Here is a 20,413-nt window from a genome sequence, read left to right as displayed (position 1 = left end):
CCAAGACTCAACCTACTTTTGATATCTAATAAGTCTAAGATGTCCTTATTCAACTTTAAGTACTTAATGAAATTGAAGCGCTATGCTCTGACCTCTCCTTTAATACAGAGGCACTTTTTGTGAAAAACATATTAGGAATTACATGAGATAATAATCGTTGATTTTGACAGTAAGCCAAAACTCTCATTTGAAATTGCTGCAATATACTCCCAGCTGTACTCGCACTAACATGTGGGGCAAATCCACCCGTCCCCCCTTCCTCTTGGTCCATGTAATATTCAATATGTGCTTGGGTCAAAGTAATATTCTGCTGCAAGTTTTCTCCAACAATATCAATTATCTTACCCCCCGAGGTTTGCGTTGAAGCAGTAGCTTCCACACCAAAAGCTTGCCCTAAATCATAGCCTTGGTGATGCATGAATATCACATTAAGCGCTTCCTTATCTGCTACAGATGCCAAAGTTCTACCCGTCGAATATAAAGGGGCTGTTGTTTTTATACTTTTCAGTTGAATAGGTTCAACTAAATATTGACGTCTTTCCGGTGAATCAAGCTCTTGATAAATTGTTGCACCGTATGACGCAGCAATCACTTGTGACCCGCGACAAATACCGCATAGGGGTTTAGGTGCTGACTCACGTTGTTGCATATAGACTAAACTAAATTCAAGAATATCACGGCGTGGATCACTCAATTCTGGATGCTCAGTATATGTTGGTAAACCAGTTTTAGGATGACATTTTTCTCCGTAAATACGCGGATCCATATCTTGTCCCCCTGTTAACAGGACACCATCCACCTGATTGAAGATTGCTTTCGCATGGCTATAAAGAGTCGACATTTGTGGAAATGCAGATGGTTTTTTAGTGTTTTCTTCACGCATGATTTGAATCATTAGCAAAGGAAAACTAATACCTTGTTTTTTCCATTCTGCTGTAAAAATAGTTGATATATCGTCTGCGCTTGCTTTCACAGAACATTGCTCGGCTATATCGCTTTTACTTTGCGCCTCATAGCTTAATTCTTTTGAAGACTTAGTCGCTAGCTTTTTAGCTTTTGCAAGCACGTCATCTTTTAATTGTTGCAACCTGTGTTGGGTTAATGCATTTAGCGTATTGATTTCTTTATCTAATAATGCAGCATCTACTTCTGGCATTACATCCATGCGCACTGGATATATCCCTTGCGCCAATAACATTTTCTCAGCCAATGTTGCAGTCAGCAATGGGGTCACATTATTCCAAGACACCAATACAGCAGGCTTAGTATTTGTTTTTTTAACCTGATGCATTGCAATCTCTTTATCAGTTAACAACTCACTTACATGAGACAAACTCGCTCCAGGAGAGTTATTTATAATCACGTCTACAGCTCGAGCGCCACCCAATATGGAAGCTTGCTGCATAATACAATCTGTAAACGTTAGCTTACACAATTGCTTTAAATAATTAAAACGAGTACGTAGAAAATGATTTCCCAAGAAAAGCAAATCATTTAACGTGCTGTAATCGAAGGAAGTCTGTGTAAACTGATTGCTAATAAAGCGAACACCATGGAATGAAGCATAATTAATCACCGTATTATTAAAAGAAGAATCACGGATCTCTTGCTCACGCCAAATCGATCCTGATAAATCACATGTATCAAACTGACAGTTTTTTATTTCACAACCGGTAAAATCAATATTATTCAATAAATCCGTTCTACGAGGTAATTTAGTTGCACTCACCAAAGAACCATCTGCTCGTTGCATCTGCATCGTATTGACTGTTTTACCTGGAACTGCAAAATTAAGATTCTGTAAAATGGAGGCGTAGCCTTTTTCCTTTAAATAAGCAGCAAGAGGAAGTTTAGCACCTGGAGGTAGCCCTTTTTTGTATAGCAAAATATCATCTAAAATTTTTTCAAATTCACTTTGTGTAATAGGTAAGCCCATACGTTAGTTCCTTCAAAATTTATCCACAGTATTAGACTCAAGAAAGATTGAAGATCTATCAAACTCTTATGAATCTTTATTTTGAACCTTAGTCCAGGTTAGAATAAGCTGTGCCTTCTAACGTGTTCATACCGCTACCTTAGTCCACCCTCTCGATTAAGGGTATATTCGTAACCAATCAAGAGGTATACTTAAATCTGGTGGAAAGCAATATTTGAGACCAAGTTGAGTTAAAAATAAACTAAGCGAATGCAGCATACATCAGTAGATAAGTATTTGCCAACTTATTTTTCGTTCAACCTACTCTCGATATAGCATTTCTAATAATGCAGCGCAAATACTTAGGTATTTTCTGATACAAGCAGGGATATTTTTGGTGAAACACCTACTGAGACTATCATGAAAAAACTCATCTATCTGATACTGCTCATTACCTGTTTTGCACTATTTGCAAAAAGCAATGACTCCGAAGCCATTACAATTTATGGGGTTTCTGGAAAAGTCGAAGCGAATGTTGAAAAACGTTTAAGTGAATTACAAAAATTAAAACCCCTTGACCAATTCACCTTGGAAGAATTACAAGAGCAAGTAGTTCAAGCTGTGCAGCCTTTTGGTTATTTTAAGGCAGAAGCCAAACTGCGAAGAACTAATACACGCGAGCTGTCAGTTATTATCCATCCCGGCCCGCAAATCATGATTTCTCGAATTACAATTGAAGTAATTGGTGAGGGAGCACGTAATCCTATTCTCCGCGATACAGTAAAAAATGTGGCATTAACCCCAAAGACGCCCCTTTTTACTGAACAATACGAGCAAGCCAAATTAAAACTGCTCGAAGCGGCTGAAACCCAAGGATATATGCACGCAGGCTTTAAAAAAAGTGAAATTTTAATTGATGAAGATAGTTACACAGCAGAAATCACATTAGTTCTTGACACAGGCCCTCTTTATTATTTTGGACAGATACAGTTTAGTCCCACATATATTGATCCTAAGTTATTGCATCGTTTTGTTCCTTTTCACCCAGGACAAGTCTATTCAGGCGATAAAGTACTGCAATTAAATAATGTTCTATCAAATAGCGGTTATTTCAGTTCCGTACTTGTAAAGCCACAAATTACAGAAAACACAACAGTACCTGTACAAATCTACACGGAACCTGTATCCAAATACTCTTATACTTTAGGTGCGGGTTATGGAACTGACACTGGCGTTCGTGGTCGCGCTGCATTACATGTGGTACCTGTCAATCGTCAGGGACATAAATTCAATCTTATGGCACAAGGTTCTTTTGTGCAAAACGCATTACAAGCCCAGTATGTTATTCCAGGTAAAAATCCTATTCAGGATCAATACACGCTTACAGGTAATTTTTCGAATTTAAATTATAGTGCAGGATATAGTAACTCGTTTCTTATCTCATTGGCACAACAACATCGAATCACCGATTACCAACGCACTTTGTCCTTAAACACGCTTTATGAGGGATTTCATTACGCATTTCAGGAAAATACAAAACAGTTTCTACTCTATCCTAAGGCAACGTTCACGTGGAGCAAAACCCAAGGCCTGCTCTTTTCTCCCTCGGGATATAACATTACGTTTAATGGTCTTGCAGCAAGTCAAGCACTCTTATCTACCATTAATTTGGCTCAAGCCTCTTTAGATATGAAAGTAGCAATGCGAATTGAGCCTCTCCGTTTACGTCTTTACGGGCATGCAATTCAAGGATTTACAGCAATTAATAATATTAACCAGCAGCCTGTATCACTTGCATTACTTTTAGGAGGAACGGATAATTTAAAAGCATTTAGTTTTAATTCAATAGGTCCAAGCAGAATAATAAGTTATGCTGGTTTTGAAATTCAAAAAGAAACCAAAAAAAATTGGTACTTGATTGCATTTTATGATGCAGGAGCGATTTACAATCCAACTCCTTTAAAAAGTTATTATGATGCAGGCGGTGGTTTAATGTGGGTTTCACCTATAGGTCCAATTAAAGTAGGATTAGCACAAGCAATTAATGGTCGATGGCGGCGAGATAGCAATGGTCCACGTTTGGTCATCAGTATGGGACCAGACTTATGAGACGTTTTTTAAGAAAAACTCTCCGTGTTTTAGTTAAAATACTTTATTTTAGTTGCCTACTTCTTATTTTATTGGGTGGGATGGCTTTGTTTTTACTAGAAACAAAGCCCGGTTTACGCACTCTTATTCAATTCAGTCATTTATACTTACCAGGCACTATTAAAATTCAACAAATTGAAGGCAGCTTATTCAATCACTTTGTCTTGAGTGGTGTTGAATATCAAAATGAATCGCTTAAATTAAGAATAGAACAACTAGACGTTCAATGGCGTCCTCATGCGTTAAGAGAAAGCCAATTAGTCACTGCTCAATGGCATGGCATGCAGTGGAAATCGGCACAAGATAAAATCATGAGCAGTAAAAAAGGAACAGTCACGGCTACAGGTGTCCTCCCCAACATGCAAATTAATCTAAACTCACAAGTAACCACCGAACCAGAAGCTCATTGGTTGATGGATGCAACAATTCGGGGAACACTGCCATGGACCTGGACATTTGATGCGCATCTGACCCAACCCCCAAATATATCAGCACAACACACGCGTTTATATACCAGTTTCTCTACCAAAGGTGTGATCACTGCTAAAAATCAGGGAAATTTATTGCTCACCATACATCCCGGTTTTTATCAGCTACCTGATAATGACACTATATCTCGGGTTCAATTTAAAGGTGGCTCTCTGAAAGTGACCCTTTCACCTGAGCAACTTAACGGTTCTGGAATCTTGACCATTGATGAACATAAAAATTTAAAACTAAAATTTAAACTTCCTCAATTTGCTCTTGATACTGGCTTAAAAGATGACCAGCCCATAAAGAGTGAATTATCATTGGAAATAAACTCATTGGACTTTTTACAAAAAATCAGTCCAGAAATTAATAAGCTCAAAGGACAATTGGTTGCGTCATTCAAAGTAAGCGGCACGATGAAGAAAAGAAAAGTCACAAGTCATCTTATGCTCAGCAAAACAAGTCTTTCCTTACCTAAGCTAGGACTTAATCTTGATACTCTCGAGGTAAATATCCACGGCAAAGAGCGATCCTGGGAAGCAACAGGTTCGGCCATATCTGCAGGTCATCATTTATCACTGACTGGCAAAGGAAATCTAAGCGCTCAATTTACAGGGGATTTCACCTTGGAAGGAGATAATTTTCCATTGGTTCAAACCAGCGAATACAAAATTCATATTTCCCCTAAACTCAATCTGCATGTCACACCAACAACGCAAACTCTTTCTGGTACTGTTTTGGTTCCTTATGCTGAAATCAAACCTCGCTCATTTCATAACAGCATCTCTTTGCCAGATGATATAGTTTATAAGCGTAAGGAAAAACCAGCACCATCCTTTAGTCCGATTAACAGTATGGATATTGATCTTGTAATGGGAAAAGAAGTAGCCATCGATGTAAAAGGGTTAAAAGGCCATTTGAATGGAACACTGCATGTAAAGCAATCACAACAAAACTCGATCAATGCATATGGAGAATTATCCGTTAGAGATGGTACGTATAAGGCCTATGGGCAAGATTTAGCGATACAACAAGGACAACTCATTTTTACTGGCGGGCCTATTTCTAATCCAGGTATTAATGTTCGTGCAGCAAAAAAAATTAGCACTACCCCTACAACCTTTGCCAGCTCAAGCCAACTTTTAGACTTCAATAGCACGAATCTGCAAAATATTAATTATGGGGAAACCATGATTTTAGGAGTTGAAGTAACTGGTCGATTAGCTCGTCCCAAAATTCAATTGTTTTCTGAGCCTGCTGTTCTTTCACAAGCAGACATTCTTTCCATGCTTGTTCTTGGGCGTCCAGCAAACCAGGCAAATAAAGCTGGAGGACAATTACTTCTCACAGCGATATCTTCCATGAACTTGGGAAGCAACACAAACAGTCTTCGCCTTTTAGAACAGCTCAAACAATCCGCAGGTATTGATTTTAATGTACAAACCAATACTAACTATAATCAAGCCACCAATACCTCAAGTGACACCACTTCTTTTGTGGTAGGAAAATCCCTTTCGAAACGTTTCTATTTAAGCTATAACATTGGGCTTTCACAAACAGACACCAATATGTTGACACTCAGATACTTACTTAATCGATTTTTTAGTATTCAAATAAGCAACAGTGACACCAGCAGCGCGATTGATTTTCTGTATACCTCGAATAAGAAAATTAAAAAAAGAAAACGCTGAATTTTTTGTCAAACTCTCTGAAATTTAGATCTGAATGTTTTGTGGCCTGGGTGCAGCATAGCGGAACGCGAGAATTATGAGCATGAATTACAAGCCGAGTTCCGCTACGCTGCACCTAGGCTACAGTAATTGTGTTAATATATCTCGGATTTTTATGCCACAAAAAATAGACTGCTTGTCTAATGAATTAATAACAGGATTAACTCCATGACCGATTACAACATACCCTTAAGATTGACTCGTTTAAGAAGTAGCGCAATGTCGCGTGCATTGGTTAAAGAAACACGCCTGCATCCCCAGCAATTTATCGCTCCTTTATTTATTAGTGAACTACTTAATGAGCCTCAGGAAATAAGCGCAATGCCTGGTCAGTTTCAATTGAGCCTCGATTGCATCCCTAGAGAAATTGAATTACTGACTTCTTTGGGAATTCCCGCAGTCCTTCTGTTTGGTATTCCTAAACATAAAGATGCATATGGTAGCGAATCATTCAATGATGAAGGAATTATTCAACAGGCGATAGCAAAAATTCGCGCAGTGAATAAAGACATCTTAATTATTACTGATCTTTGTTTTTGTGAATACACAGATCATGGACATTGTGGTGTACTTAATGGTGAATGCATTGATACCGATAAGACTTTGGCTTTCCTTGCAAAACAAGCGGTGAGCCATGCAAAAGCTGGCGCTGATTGGGTAGCACCTAGCGGAATGACTGATGGAATGGTCCATGCGATTCGTAACGCATTGGATATCCAAGGATATCAACATATTCCCATCCTAAGCTACAGTGCAAAATATTGCTCTTGCCTATATGGACCTTTTAGAGAAGCTGCACAGGGAGCACCAAAGTTTGGCAATCGTAAGGCGTATCAAATGGACCCTGCAAATGGTGCCGAAGCCCTTAGAGAAACAGCATTAGATCTTGAAGAAGGAGCCGATATGATGATGGTTAAGCCTGCCGGATTTTACTTGGATGTGATTGCAAAACTAAAACAACATTTCCCTGAAGTGCCTCTTTGTGCCTATCAGGTAAGCGGTGAATATTCGATGATCAAAATAGCCGCTCAAAACAGACTTATCAATGAAGAACACGCCATAATAGAAAGTCTAACAGCGATAAAACGTGCTGGTGCAGATTTTATAATCTCTTACTTTGCCAAAGATATCGCACGCTTATTAAGCCAGAATAAATCATCTTAATTTGAGTCAATCATTTGTTGTCTAAAACTAATGTTGATAGACACTAGGCTATTTTACGATATACTCTTGGGGCGTTTTAACGATGTAGAACAGCCGATTGGTATAGAACCGTGCGTTTTCTTCAGACTTATTGAGGATGATAACTTGTACCAATCATTTATAATTAAACGGAGAAAAAGATATAATGAATTTAATATTTAAAGGTTTTTCAGCAATTGCTTTAAGTTTAAGTGCTGTAACAGCTTTTGCAAGTCCAGCCTATTTAATCACTCATAATAAAACTCCAGAAGAATCTAATGCCTATATAGCAGGCGTCCCTTCTGCATACCCAACGGCTGGCAATTCAACACAAAAAGTTTATTGGAATCTCGTAAAATTAGCTTGCTATGGACACACAACGGGCAAAGAATGCTCTGCAATAATTAAAATGGCTACTAATACTTCTAATCCTATAGAAGTAGGTGAAGTCAAAATGAATCTTGATACGGGTGATATCTCTCCAAAATTTTTATCAAAGAACGGATATACTCTAACTGTAAATGGTGCTGGTGAAGCGACTATTGAGAAAAGATAATTTTTTATATGGATATCAGGAGGCGCATTCTCGCCTCCATCTCAGAGCTTATCAGGCACATATCAATAAAGCAGTAAATTAGAAAGCGCAAAGCCAAATTTATCTGTCAAAGCGACAACACCATCATCCTGTGCGTTTTACAACGATAGATCCTCTGATTGAAGTATCAAATTGAATATAGACTAACGATATCTTCGCTACGTTTGGATTTGTATATTAGGTAATTTGTTGAAAAAAATAGCGCAATGAACGTAGGCTGGGCTGATAAGCCCAAGGTTTACAAAGCAACAAAAGAACCATGAATAATACTTGTTAATTAGTATATTGATGGGTTCATGATGAACTTTTTGGAGAGTAAGAAATTAACAGTAAATGCTGGGTTTAACAGCTCACCCTACTCTCATGATTGTAGATGTTAGTGTATACGAAGATAACGTATCTCTGTGATACACACTAACCAGAAATAAAAAAAGCCACTTTAAGTGGCTTTTTACCGATTCAGTGTACAAATACTTATTTTGTTGGTGCCTCAGGGATTTTATCAATAATCCATGTCAATTGTGCACCGACTAGATCAGCAGCAAAATTACCGCCATTAATATCTACACTATATTCAGAAGTTTGTGAAAGAGCTTGGACTGTATCAACATCCGGGTTAGATCCAGCAAACAAATGAGTATATCCAACGTCAATACCAACATTGGGTCGCCATTGATAATGTGCGCCAACAGCAATTGCCCAGCGATCTACGTCAGGTAAACGAACATTTCTAAATGCATCAGGTGTTGGAGTCTGATCATAACCACCACCTACACGAAACATTAATTTTGGATTTACACGATAATTGGCACCAAGAGCAACACGCCAAGAATCATGATAGTCTTGCACTACATTACTATTAATATTTGCTTGAGTCACGTTAAAAAATGGCGCGCCCCCGATATTGGGAACAGCAACGTTATTCAATTGGATATCATTAAATACGTGCCAACCGGTATAAACAACTGATCCTAATAAAGCCAACCGCTCGTTGATGTCTTGATAACCACTTAATGTAAGGACATCGGGGAATTCTTGTGGATTGCTAAATAAGTCATTATTTGTTCGGGATGCCGATGGAGGTAAGATTGGGAAAACCAACTCAAAATTGTTATTAGCCAATATTCCAGATAAGCGGCTATGTCCATAAAAAACATGTCGCATGCGAGATTGATAATTAAGACCGATGCGTGTGTGGTTGTCATTAAACATGCCCATCACCCCAACATGAAATCCAACACCCCATGAAGACGCTTTGTTATAGCTTAAAGAGTCAACTGAAGCAGGATCCTCTTGCAAAAGCAGGAAAAGCGTGGGAGCACCAATCATTTGATTAAATTTAGCACGAGCCCATTGCAGATCAAGACCTGCTCCCAATGCAAAATGTTCAGTAAGTCGAGTACCTAATTCTGGCGAAATATTAGTGGTTAAAATTTCTGTGTACGTCGCTGAATATCGTACTGGAGAATCAGGAGCCCAATCAGTGGCCAACCCAAATGGAGCAGTCACACTTAAGCCAAACGTAGTGCGCTCACCTAAAGGCAAAGCATAATGGAATGAAGGCACAAACGCATTATAACTACCATCTACTCCAGTGAAATTTTGTTCATAGTCAACAACTGCAGGGAACGGTGCAGGAAGACCAGTTGTGGTAATAAAATTACTTGAACCATTCATCTTCAAAGTGGGAAATATGCCAATACCACCAAAAACCAGTTGCTGCTCACGAAGTAAAGCTAAACCAGCAGGATTATACCAACCTGTTGATGCGTCGGCTGCTTCTGCTGCAGAACCTGCGGCGTAGTTACCAACTGCATATCCAGCACCTTCTCCATACAAAGAGAATCCAGCTGCATGAGCTCCACTAGCAAATAAAACGCTAATAACAGCAGCATTCACTAGTGTTCTTAAAGGTTTGTGCATATTTTTCACTCCTTTTACTCCTTAGATATCATACTTCAAAATTTGAATATAAATACGTCCGCTAAACAGCGAGTGTACCCTGTTTTGAAATCTTTAAAAACACCTTCAAAATACTTTTTTCTATTTATATTCAACAAGTAATGAATATTAATCCATAGTGAAATAATTAAGCCCATCATGGGCAATTAATGAATAAAATTATCCCTGAATCTTTCAATTAGTGTCCTGGAGGCTTGTGCTGCTCCTCTCCTCCATGGTAATGTGTATTATTTTTGTGCGGAAATGAATCATGCAACAAATAGTAACTAAATTTGGTGGTACCAGCGTTTCAACTCGCAACACGTGGAATAATATTGCGTCCACTACTAAAAAACATATAAATTCAGGGGTACAACCTGTTATTGTCTGCTCCGCACTGACGCAAATTTCTAATAAGCTTGAAAAGGCTATTGAGGCTGCTTTACTCAATGAACATCAGAGCATTTTAACTGATATTCGTAATGGCCATCTCAATCTTGCCGAACAACTTGAAGTTGATCCTGAATTAATTGCCAAAGATTTACTTCAATTAGAACAATGGCTCACTGGCATTGCCCTATTAAAACAAGCTCCTGCAAAAACTCATGCGGAAGTTTTAAGCATGGGTGAGCTCATGATGACTCGCCTAGGCCATGCTTTTCTCAAAAAACAAGGAATTGATTGCACTTGGTATGATGCTCGTGAACTGTTAACCAGCACCCCTTTCCCTGATGGAGGGCCTGCGAATTATCTATCGGCTCGTTGTGAGAGTGAGTATGATCCTGAGTTAGTCGAACGATTTATCTCCAGCGGTTCGCAAGCGATTATTACTCAAGGTTTTTTTGCCGCCAATCCACAAGGAGAAACCGTTTTGCTTGGACGAGGAGGCTCTGATACTTCCGCTGCCCTGCTCGCAGGCAAACTCCAGGCCGCATCGTGTGAAATTTGGACTGATGTTCCCGGAATTTATACAGCCAATCCGCATCAGCTGCCACAGGCACGTTTATTAAAGAAATTAAATTATGATGAGGCACAGGAAATTGCGTCAATGGGTGCTAAAGTATTACACCCCAATTGCATACCTCCTGTTCGTCGTGCCAATATCCCAATGTCCGTCAAATTTACACAAATGCCGGAACATTCAGGAACACTCATTACTAAAGATATTGATGAAACAGCACCACTTATTAAATCCATTCAGATTAAAAACAGTATCTTATTAATCTCTATAGATACGTTGCATATGTGGCAACAAGTTGGATTTTTATCTGATGTGTTTACTGCATTTAAACATCATGGATTCTCGGTAGACTTACTCTCCTCCTCTGAGTTTAACGTCACTTTATCACTTGATATCAACAGTAAAATACATGACCGACCAGCAATTAACGCTTTATTGGCTGAATTAAATCAATTTGGGCGTGCAAAACTCATCGAGCCCTGTAGTGCAGTAAGCCTTGTTGGCCATCATATCCGAACTGTATTGCCACAACTTGGTCCAGCTTTAGAGGTGTTTGAAGCAAAACAAGTTTATTTAATGTCGCTTGCATCCAATGATTTGAACCTCACGTTCGTTGTAGATGAATCACAAGCAAATCAATTATGCCAAAAACTGCATCATTTACTGATAGAAAATAATCCGCAAATTTTCTATTACTCAAAAAGCTGGCATGAAGAGTTCGGTACACCGACTGCTCGCTGTATTCCGTGGTGGGAAAAAGAACGTGATCGTTTATTAACTATTGCCTCGCTCAATTCACCTTGCTATGTTTATCACAGCCGAACCCAAGCTGACAGAGCCAAGCAACTACTTGCCTTAAAATCAATTGATACATTGTTTTATGCGATTAAAGCTAATCCTCATCCATCGATTTTAAAAACCATGGAAAAAGAAGGTATCGGTCTTGAATGTGTTTCTATTCAAGAGCTGGACAGAGTATTAGAACTATTCCCTAACATCGATAGAAAACGCATTCTGTTTACGCCCAATTTTGCACCAAGAGCAGAATATGAATACGCTCTAAATATTGGTTGTTACGTCACCATAGACAGCTTATATCCTTTGGAACATTGGCCTGAGTTGTTTAAAAATCGTGACGTCATTATTCGTATTGATCCCGGCACTGGTGCTGGCCATCACAAACATGTTTCAACTGGGGGGAATGAGTCAAAATTTGGTATTACTCAAAATGACCTTGAGCAGGTTGTCACATTAACCCAAAAACAGAATATCCAAGTAGTGGGTTTACATGCCCATTCTGGAAGTGGCATTCTTACCCCAGAGTTGTGGCAACAAACGGCCTTAATGCTTGCATCATTAACAGAGCAATTCCCGCATGTTCAATCGATTAATTTAGGTGGTGGATTAGGCATAGTCGAAAAACCAGGGCAACAACCCTTAGATTTTGCAAGCTTGGATGCCTTGTTAATGGCAGTCAAATCACGTTACCCGCACATTAAAATTTGGCTTGAACCAGGGCGATTTTTTGTTGCAGAAAGTGGAGTTATTCTTGCCAAAGTGACTCAATGTAAAGAAAAAGGCAAGGTCAAATTTGTGGGTATCGAAACAGGGATGAACTCTCTAATCCGTCCTTCTTTATACGGTGCTTATCACGAAATTGTGAACTTAAGCAGGTTATATGAAGAAAAAGCAGGATTTTCACATATAGTAGGCCCAATCTGTGAGTCAGGAGACACTCTTGGCTATGATCGGTTATTGCCTGTGACTGAAGAAGGTGATGTGTTATTAATTGCCAACGCAGGCGCCTACGGCCGTTGCATGAGCTCACATTACAATTTGCGTCCTCCTGCACAAGAAATCATTGTAGATTAAAGCGTTTTTGTAGGTTGGGCCTTGGCCCAACAAAACCGCTTCCATATAATTCAGTGATGTTGGGCCAAGGACCAACGTATATGGTGGGGCAAAAAATATTTAATAAAAACATACAGGGACAAACACAATGCTAGTCGACAGTGATCAACGAAGCCAAGCTACCGATCCTTCCTTATCATTTATCGTTCAAGCTCCTGCAGGTTCCGGTAAAACCGAAATTCTTACCCAGCGCTATTTGCGACTATTAAGCACAGTCACTGCTCCCGAACAAATTATTGCGCTAACATTCACACGTAAAGCTGCAAGCGAAATGCGTGAACGTATTGTGCATGCATTGCAGCAAGCAGCAAGTAAAAAGAAGGCCGACACACCACATCAACACATGACACTTACCTTTGCTGGTGAAGCACTGCAGCGTGACGCTCATTTTCAATGGAATTTATTGCAACAGCCGAATCGATTAAGAGTCATTACAATTGATTCTTTATGCCAAAGCATAAATCAAGCAATTCCGTTGTTGGAAAAACAAATTGCTTATTCACAAATTACTGAAAGAGTTAATAGCCATTATTTAAATGCTGGGCGACGTTGTATTCAATTTGCTCTAACAACACCTGAATATCAGAATGCAATAAAAACACTTTTGCTGCATGTTGATAATCGCCAAGACCGACTACTTGAGCTCTTTACTTCACTTCTCTCTCAAAGAGATCAGTGGTTGGCTCCCCTATTTCAAGCAAGTGCCCAGGAAAAATCAACTTTTGAACGCGCACTCCAACTTATAGAACAACATGAGTTAAAGCGATTCAAACAAAGTCTACCCACACACGTGGCTGTTGAGTTAACTCGATGTGCGCGTGAGTTAGCGGATATAGAAAATAACCCTAGTTCACCACGCTATCCACTTAAGGATTGGTATGATTTCCAACAGGTCAATCAAGAGCTTGCAACAGCCTTAAGTAAACTATTACTTACAGGTGATGCAAATTTCCGTAAAAGTTTTGATCATCATGTCGGTTTACTTAGTAGCTCCTGCGCTCCAGACGAATACAAAAGGCTCAAAAATGCCAGTAAAGAACTTCTCAATGAATTGAGTGAGTATCCTGATTTTCTTGAGGCACTAATCCAAGTCAGTAATTTACCTGCGCCAGAATACGATCCTGAGCAATGGGAAGTCTTGCAAGCACTGTTTTTATTGCTCCCTCTTCTTGTAGGTCATTTGCATGTTTTATTTAGCGAGCACAATGAGATTGATTTTACCGCCATATCTCAGCAAGCACTGAATGCCTTAGGCCACGAAGAAAATCCAACCGATTTAGCTTTATATCTTGATCACGCTCTGCAACATATTCTGGTTGATGAGTTTCAGGATACTTCGATTACTCAATTTGAACTGTTAACAAAACTCGCTCTTGGATGGGAGAAAGGCGATGGGCGAACCCTATTTATCGTTGGCGATCCCATGCAATCCATCTATCGTTTCAGACAAGCAGAAGTAGGATTATTTTTTCGTGCTAAAGAACAAGGCATAGGGCCTGTTACCCTTCAGCCTTTGGAGTTAAGCTGTAATTTTCGCTCAACACAAACTATTGTTGATTGGGTAAATAAGCAGTTTACCAGCATATTTCCCAAACAAGTTGATATAGAGTCTGGGGCTGTTTCATTTCATCCCAGTGTCAATGTCATTCAGAATAAAGAATGCAGTGCTGTTCAAGCGATGCAATTTAAAAACCGTGAGCAGGAAGCAAAAAAACTCATAGAAACCATCCAATATGAATTGCAAACTCATCCTGATCACACCATGGCCATTCTGGTGCGCTCAAGAACACAACTAAGCGAAATCATTCGTCTCTTACGCCAACATCAGATCCCTTATCAAGGAACTGATATTACTTTATTAGCCAATCTAGGCCACTTACGCGATGTGTGGTCATTAACCCAGGCTTTATTGATGCCCGCAAATCGCCTCGCATGGCTCGCAGTTCTTCATAGTCCTTATTGTGGCTTGTCATTAAGTGATATTCATGCCATAGCTCAATTCAATAAGAAAAAATCGATTTACTTCGCTTTATTGCATTTAAACAAAATACCAGGCATAAGTGACGAAGGCAGACTTCGTGCAGATTATTTGATCCAAGTCATGCATCAATCACTAAGTCAAAGGTATGAAAACCAACTCTCAGTCTGGGTCATCCGCACCTTAAAAGAATTGCATGTCGATAGTATTCTAAAAACCGAGCAACTTAATGACTTAGAACAATTCTGGACTTTGCTTGATCGTTATGAACAAGACGGTCGCTTACCGGATATGAATGAATTTCTCTCAGAACTCAATAAGCTCTATTCACAACAAGCAAACCCTTCACGCTTACACGTGATGACGATTCATAAATCTAAAGGACTGGAATTCGATACCGTATTTTTACCTGGATTAGGCACCCAACCTAATCGTGGAGACAATCCAATGTTACGCTGGCTCAATTTACCGACTCAAAAACATGGTAATTTGTTGCTGATGTCACCTATACACGCTGCTCATCAAGATCATTGTGCATTGTATGATTACTTAAGTCAGTTAGATGAAGTAAAAAGCCGCTATGAAGCACAACGATTATTGTATGTCGCCATAACCCGGGCAAAATCACGCTTGTATTTAATGGACCATTCAGAAAAATCGTCCAAAACTTCATTTCGACATCTTTTAAAAAGCATAGAATTTATTGAGGAAGAATCATTATCCATTATTGAGGAAACAAAGCAGTCTTTACCCAAACTTGGACGCCTCCCCCTTGATTACTATCAAAATAAAACATCTGAAATTCTTGATACCCGTACTCATATCAAGACAACATCCTCTTTATCAACAACTATTCCTCGACTCACCGGTATAGTAACCCATCAATTACTACAATGGATTTGTGATAATCATCCAAGAGCGTTCGTTGAGGTTCCCTGGAGTTTAGCCAGTTATGAATTAAGAAAGCTAGGTTTCGATGAAATAATGCAGCATGAGGCATTACTCAGTATGCAAGAACAAATCATGCGTATGTTTGAAGATCAAACGGGATTATGGATTATTAGCGAACACCATCAGGAACAGAACGAATACGAATTATTGGTAGAACAACAAAATAGGCCGATTACGCGGATCATTGATCGCACTTTTGAAGAGCAAGGCAAACGTTGGATTATTGATTTCAAAACCGGAAAAGAAGATGAAGCATCCTTGCTGAAGCATCGACAACAATTGAATGAATACGGCTCTTATCTAGTAAGGCAAACCCATCTACCAATCTATTGTGGAATTTATTACCTCCCCAGCAATCATTGGGTCTATTGGCAATATGAGCCCTCTGAACTGCTTATCGCCTAGGTATTGACGTGGGCTAGTAAACAGCTCCTAACACTATGAAATAATAGACCGCTGCGTTATCATTCGTCTTTTTCATTCAAGGCTAATCCATGACCACTGAAAATACTGTAATTCACTTGATGAATACTCTGAAAGATCCATTTCTTGGCCTTACAGGCAAGGAAATGAATCTACAATGTAGCCTTGAAATAACTGATAATCAGCTGCTCATCAATCTCACAGCTGGATTTCCTTGTAACTTACTTGAAGAAAATTATAAACCTCTCTTACTTGCGGCTTTACAATCAGCATTTCCTAATCAAAAAATAGTCATACACATCAATCAATGGATTAAACCGCATAGAACACAACTCGTAGGCAAGGGCTTACGTGGGGTAAAAAATACTATTGCTGTAGCGTCTGGTAAAGGAGGAGTAGGAAAGTCTACCATAACAGTGAACTTAGCAACCGCATTAGCTCGAGTAGGGGCACGAGTAGGTATTTTAGATGCAGACATTTATGGCCCAAGTATGCCATTAATGCTTGGTAAAACCGAACCGGTGCAAGTGAGTGGCGAACATTACCTTCCTGCAAAAGCACATGGTATAGAAAGCATGTCCATTGGCTATCTAACAAACAGCGAACAAGCGATAATCTGGCGTGGCCCCATGCTTGCAAAATCCCTAATTCAAATGCTGGATATTACCCTTTGGGACGATCTCGATTATTTGTTCATTGATTTACCGCCTGGAACAGGCGACATTCAATTGACTTTGGTACAAAAAATTCCACTGACTGCAGCCATTGTAGTAACTACCCCACAAAACGTAGCGACACTTGATGCACAAAAAGCAATACATATGTTTTCTAAAACAGGAATTGATGTACTCGGCATTATTGAAAATATGTCCACCCATATTTGCAGTCAATGTGGGCATCAAGAAACAATTTTTGGTGCAGGTGGCGCAGAAACACTTTGTGCCACGCATCATACGACATTACTCGGACAACTACCCCTGGATGGACGTATACGAGAAAATTGCGATGAAGGAGCTCCTACTGCCACTCAAGCTCGTGATGCGTTAACAGATACATTGATTAAAACAGCGATGAGGAGCACGATTGAGCTGGCCAAAAAACCAATCAATTATGCAGATAAGTTTCCAAAAATTGTTGTTGAGTGAGTTCTTCCATAGGGGGTATACTTGCTCAACTAACATAGGAGCATCGTAGCCTGGCTACGATCCTAAATAATAATAACAATAAAAATAAATTAGCCATGGAACGATTAATAATATTTGTAATAAGCATTCTGTATACCTGTCTGGCTGTAGCCAAATCTCCCTATCAAATTGATTTAATTATATTTGCACACCCAAATCAAAACACAGGACTAGCTATCGACGCCCCTCTCATTCCAATGAATACAAATGCTATATCTTTGAAAGCGGATGCAGACAAATCAGGAAAGCCTTATCGGTTGTTACCCCCATCTTCTTCCAGCTTACGTGATGAGTACTACCTACTCACTCGTAAATCTCGTTATCAAGTACTGGGACATTATTCATGGAGACAGCCAGCCAATAATCAAAGCAGTGTCTCTTTACCTGTAGTGGAGCATAATGGCTGGCAAATGCAAGGAACTTTAAATATAACGCAGGCGAGTTATTACTCTTTTGATGCAAAACTTCAAGTATCACCGCCCAACAACCCACAATCGTCATTCACTATTTCACAAAAACAACGTCTTAAGGGTGATGTTGTTTATTATCTAGATAATGCGCAGATTGGCATGTTGGTTAAAGTTCATCAATTAGGATGATAATTGTAACCTAGGCGAAACCGTAACCCGGATTTCGCTACGCGGCTCCCAGGCTACAAATTTTTATTTGTTACCAGGTGGAAAAATTCGATCAAAAACCGTTGCCCCACCCTCCGTGACATGCTTCATCGAAGTATTCGCATCGGAAAACGTAGGATTAGGCTTGCTTGAAAAAAAGCCCCAAAAACCATTTCCTGCTTGTTTGGCTCTACCTATCTCATGCAAGCTAAATAACGCAGCGGCTGTTAGCGTTAATGAGGTGAATGGACCTAGCCTGGCATAAAAAGGCGACATAAATAAATTTCCAAAGCTGATTAATGCACCAGTCTTTAACGCTTTTTCGGGATTTACTTGATCTCTAGGCATACTTCACTTCCTTGATACATAATTTGAAAATCTATTTAGGTCGGCGACTATCGCTCGGCGTAGGACTGTGATTATCGCTCGGCGTAGGACTGTGATTATCGCTTGGCATAATTTCATCAAATATCGCCGCACCTCCAACTGCAATATTTGCCAGGGCATTCTGAACCTCAGTACTTTTGTCGCCTGTTACACCACCAAAAAAAGTATTCAGATTATTTTTACCATTTTCTACAACTCTTCTATTCTTACCTATCTCATGCGCACCATATAAAAATGCACTCGTCGCAGCAATTGCTACAGTCAAACCGAGCTTGGCATCAAGCCAATACAGCGGCGCTAAAAGTGTATTTCCAACTGCGACTAATGCACCAGTCTTTCCAGCATCATCTATATTGATTTTAGCTTGTGACATATCAATTCCTTATGATAATTATTTTTAACAGACTATTTGAGTGCCAATAAAATTGCAAGCATAAATTTATTGCGCCATAGTGCATAATATGAAACCAAATACACAGTGAATTGAATTTAATCAATATGTAAATTATAATTTCATATGACAAAAATGGAATCATGAGCTCATAATGTCTCCCAAAAGCCGAATTATTGAGGCGCTCACTTTCTGTCTCAAACAAAAGTCCACTAAGGATTTTAAATTCAATAAAGCTACTGCCTATGCTGGGCTTAGCGACTTATATGAATACTATGCCCTGGAAAATAAAACAGAGCAATTTTTTGAGGCATTTGAGCAATTGTGCACTATCCCCAATGATTACCTTATTGGCGATAATCCAATGTTGGATAGTTTTATTATTCAACTGGAAAAGGTTTTTCATCCCCAAAAAAAGGAAAAACCCTTTATCCGACCTACCCCATGGTGGGAAATTGAACGCTCTCGTTTGCTTGCTCTGGCAGAGGATCATGCGCCCTGTTATGTATATCACAGTCCCACACAAACAGCCCAAGCGCAAAAATTATTAAGCATGCAATCAATTGATACCCTATTTTATGCGATCAAAGCCAATCCACATCCATCCATTTTAAAAACATTGGAAAAAGAAGGTATTGGCTTTGAATGCGTTTCCATTCAAGAGTTACAACAAATATCGAGTCTGTTTCCTCATATAGACAAAAAACGCATTTTATTTACACCAAATTTTGCCCCCAAAATAGAATATGCTGCGGCTATGGATTTAGGATGTTATGTGACCATAGACAATTTATATCCGTTAACAAATTGGCCGGAATTATTTAAAAACCGTGAGATCATCGTGCGTATTGACCCTGGAGTTGGTGCTGGCCATCATAAACACGTCGTGACTGGAGGCAATGAGTCAAAATTTGGAATTGCCCAAAATGATATAGAGCAACTTAAAACCTTGACCCAGGAGCATCATATTCATGTTATTGGTCTCCATTCACATTCTGGTAGCGGAATTCTTACTCCGGAGCTTTGGGAACAAACCGCATTAATGCTCACATCACTTCTGAAACAATTCCCGCGGGCACAATTTATTAATTTGGGTGGTGGTTTGGGTATTGTTGAAAACCCAGGGCAAAAACATTTAGATCTAAAGCAACTCGATTCAACATTACTGGCAATTAAATCAAACTTCTCTCATGTACAATTCTGGATGGAGCCTGGACGCTTTTTTGTGGCAGAAAGTGGCATCATTTTGGCTCGAGTTACTCAATGTAAAGAAAAAGGAGAAGTACAATTTATAGGAATTGAAACCGGAATGAACTCCTTAATTAGGCCTTCTTTATATGGCGCTTATCATGAAATTGTCAACTTAACTCGATTGCATTCAGAACCATCGGGAGTATCACACATTGTAGGTCCGATTTGTGAATCGGGCGATACATTAGGGTATGACCGTATATTACCTACGACTCAAGAGGGAGATGTCCTTCTAATTGCGCAGACCGGAGCCTATGGACACTGCATGAGCTCTTATTACAATTTAAGACCTCCCGCACAAGAAATTATATTAGAATCATAATTGAGCTTTTTATCTACTCTTCTCTTGAAAATTTTCAGCTTATTTGACATGGATT

General features: G+C 39.3%; 12 protein-coding genes and 1 pseudogene. 9 read left to right on the top strand and 4 right to left on the bottom strand.

Annotation, left to right across the window (positions count from 1 at the left end; all coding sequences use genetic code 11):
- Nucleotides 1-55: 55 nt before the first annotated feature.
- Nucleotides 56-1,936 (bottom strand): gamma-glutamyl-gamma-aminobutyrate hydrolase family protein, encoded by a 1,881-nt coding sequence (locus Lste_RS17805; RefSeq protein WP_058512318.1) that lies wholly within the window; start codon nt 1,934-1,936, stop codon nt 56-58.
- A 399-nt stretch (nt 1,937-2,335) separates the two neighbouring features.
- Between Lste_RS17805 and Lste_RS17800 the strand changes: the two genes are divergently transcribed.
- The 4 genes from Lste_RS17800 (at nt 2,336) to Lste_RS17785 (ending at nt 8,002) form a co-directional block, all read left to right on the top strand.
- Nucleotides 2,336-4,024: an autotransporter assembly complex protein TamA gene (locus Lste_RS17800; protein ID WP_058512317.1), complete on the top strand. Its 1,689-nt coding sequence runs from the start codon at nt 2,336-2,338 to the stop codon at nt 4,022-4,024.
- A complete protein-coding gene (locus Lste_RS17795) occupies nt 4,021-6,225 on the top strand; it encodes a translocation/assembly module TamB domain-containing protein (RefSeq protein ID WP_058512316.1) in 2,205 nt (734 codons plus the stop codon). The genes Lste_RS17800 and Lste_RS17795 overlap by 4 nt, the downstream gene beginning before the upstream one ends.
- A gap of 207 nt (nt 6,226-6,432) precedes the next feature.
- Nucleotides 6,433-7,428 carry a porphobilinogen synthase gene (hemB, locus tag Lste_RS17790; RefSeq protein WP_058512315.1) on the top strand — a complete coding sequence of 332 codons (996 nt, stop codon included), beginning with the start codon at nt 6,433-6,435 and terminating at the stop codon, nt 7,426-7,428.
- 184 nt (nt 7,429-7,612) lie between these two features.
- Entirely contained in the window at nt 7,613-8,002 is a 390-nt protein-coding gene (locus Lste_RS17785) for a hypothetical protein (protein WP_058512314.1), read from the top strand.
- Nucleotides 8,003-8,515: 513 nt separating this feature from the next.
- Here Lste_RS17785 and Lste_RS17780 read toward each other — a convergent pair.
- A complete protein-coding gene (locus Lste_RS17780) occupies nt 8,516-9,973 on the bottom strand; it encodes an OmpP1/FadL family transporter (protein ID WP_058512313.1) in 1,458 nt (485 codons plus the stop codon).
- 280 nt (nt 9,974-10,253) lie between these two features.
- Between Lste_RS17780 and Lste_RS17775 the strand changes: the two genes are divergently transcribed.
- From Lste_RS17775 to Lste_RS17760, 4 genes are all read left to right on the top strand, one after another.
- Nucleotides 10,254-12,815: a bifunctional aspartate kinase/diaminopimelate decarboxylase gene (locus tag Lste_RS17775; protein ID WP_058512312.1), complete on the top strand. Its 2,562-nt coding sequence runs from the start codon at nt 10,254-10,256 to the stop codon at nt 12,813-12,815.
- 127 nt (nt 12,816-12,942) lie between these two features.
- On the top strand, nt 12,943-16,188 hold the full coding sequence (locus Lste_RS17770) for a UvrD-helicase domain-containing protein (RefSeq protein ID WP_058512311.1): 3,246 nt from the start codon (nt 12,943-12,945) through the stop codon (nt 16,186-16,188).
- A gap of 89 nt (nt 16,189-16,277) precedes the next feature.
- Nucleotides 16,278-17,351 carry an iron-sulfur cluster carrier protein ApbC gene (gene apbC, locus Lste_RS17765; protein ID WP_058512310.1) on the top strand — a complete coding sequence of 358 codons (1,074 nt, stop codon included), beginning with the start codon at nt 16,278-16,280 and terminating at the stop codon, nt 17,349-17,351.
- Between the two features lie 95 nt (nt 17,352-17,446).
- Complete coding sequence (locus Lste_RS17760; protein ID WP_058512309.1) at nt 17,447-17,989, top strand: CsiV family protein; 543 nt, start codon at nt 17,447-17,449, stop codon at nt 17,987-17,989.
- 63 nt (nt 17,990-18,052) lie between these two features.
- On the opposite strand, the gene Lste_RS17755 is transcribed toward Lste_RS17760, so the two are convergent.
- Nucleotides 18,053-18,355: a hypothetical protein gene (locus tag Lste_RS17755; protein WP_058512308.1), complete on the bottom strand. Its 303-nt coding sequence runs from the start codon at nt 18,353-18,355 to the stop codon at nt 18,053-18,055.
- Nucleotides 18,356-18,386: 31 nt separating this feature from the next.
- Nucleotides 18,387-18,767: a hypothetical protein gene (locus Lste_RS17750; protein ID WP_058512307.1), complete on the bottom strand. Its 381-nt coding sequence runs from the start codon at nt 18,765-18,767 to the stop codon at nt 18,387-18,389.
- A gap of 334 nt (nt 18,768-19,101) precedes the next feature.
- On the opposite strand from Lste_RS17750, the pseudogene lysA reads away from it, so the two are divergent.
- Nucleotides 19,102-20,358, top strand: a pseudogene (gene lysA / locus Lste_RS17745) (diaminopimelate decarboxylase); the annotation flags it as partial.
- Nucleotides 20,359-20,413: the final 55 nt, after the last annotated feature.

Origin of the sequence: Legionella steelei, from assembly GCF_001468005.1 — a bacterium.
Taxonomy (GTDB): Bacteria; Pseudomonadota; Gammaproteobacteria; order Legionellales; family Legionellaceae; genus Legionella; species Legionella steelei.
The sequence above is the reverse complement of the archived record's forward strand: the minus strand, read 5'-3'. Positions and strand labels throughout refer to the sequence as shown.

Excerpts from the sequence above, each read along its gene's own strand:
- Lste_RS17805 (WP_058512318.1), bottom strand. The coding sequence starts at position 1,936 with ATGGGCTTACCTATTACACAAAGTGAATTTGAAAAAATTTTAGATGAT.
- Lste_RS17800 (WP_058512317.1), top strand. The coding sequence starts at position 2,336 with ATGAAAAAACTCATCTATCTGATACTGCTCATTACCTGTTTTGCACTA.
- Lste_RS17795 (WP_058512316.1), top strand. The coding sequence starts at position 4,021 with ATGAGACGTTTTTTAAGAAAAACTCTCCGTGTTTTAGTTAAAATACTT.
- hemB (WP_058512315.1), top strand. The coding sequence starts at position 6,433 with ATGACCGATTACAACATACCCTTAAGATTGACTCGTTTAAGAAGTAGC.
- Lste_RS17785 (WP_058512314.1), top strand. The coding sequence starts at position 7,613 with ATGAATTTAATATTTAAAGGTTTTTCAGCAATTGCTTTAAGTTTAAGT.
- Lste_RS17775 (WP_058512312.1), top strand. The coding sequence starts at position 10,254 with ATGCAACAAATAGTAACTAAATTTGGTGGTACCAGCGTTTCAACTCGC.
- Lste_RS17770 (WP_058512311.1), top strand. The coding sequence starts at position 12,943 with ATGCTAGTCGACAGTGATCAACGAAGCCAAGCTACCGATCCTTCCTTA.
- apbC (WP_058512310.1), top strand. The coding sequence starts at position 16,278 with ATGACCACTGAAAATACTGTAATTCACTTGATGAATACTCTGAAAGAT.
- Lste_RS17760 (WP_058512309.1), top strand. The coding sequence starts at position 17,447 with ATGGAACGATTAATAATATTTGTAATAAGCATTCTGTATACCTGTCTG.
- Lste_RS17755 (WP_058512308.1), bottom strand. The coding sequence starts at position 18,355 with ATGCCTAGAGATCAAGTAAATCCCGAAAAAGCGTTAAAGACTGGTGCA.
- Lste_RS17750 (WP_058512307.1), bottom strand. The coding sequence starts at position 18,767 with ATGTCACAAGCTAAAATCAATATAGATGATGCTGGAAAGACTGGTGCA.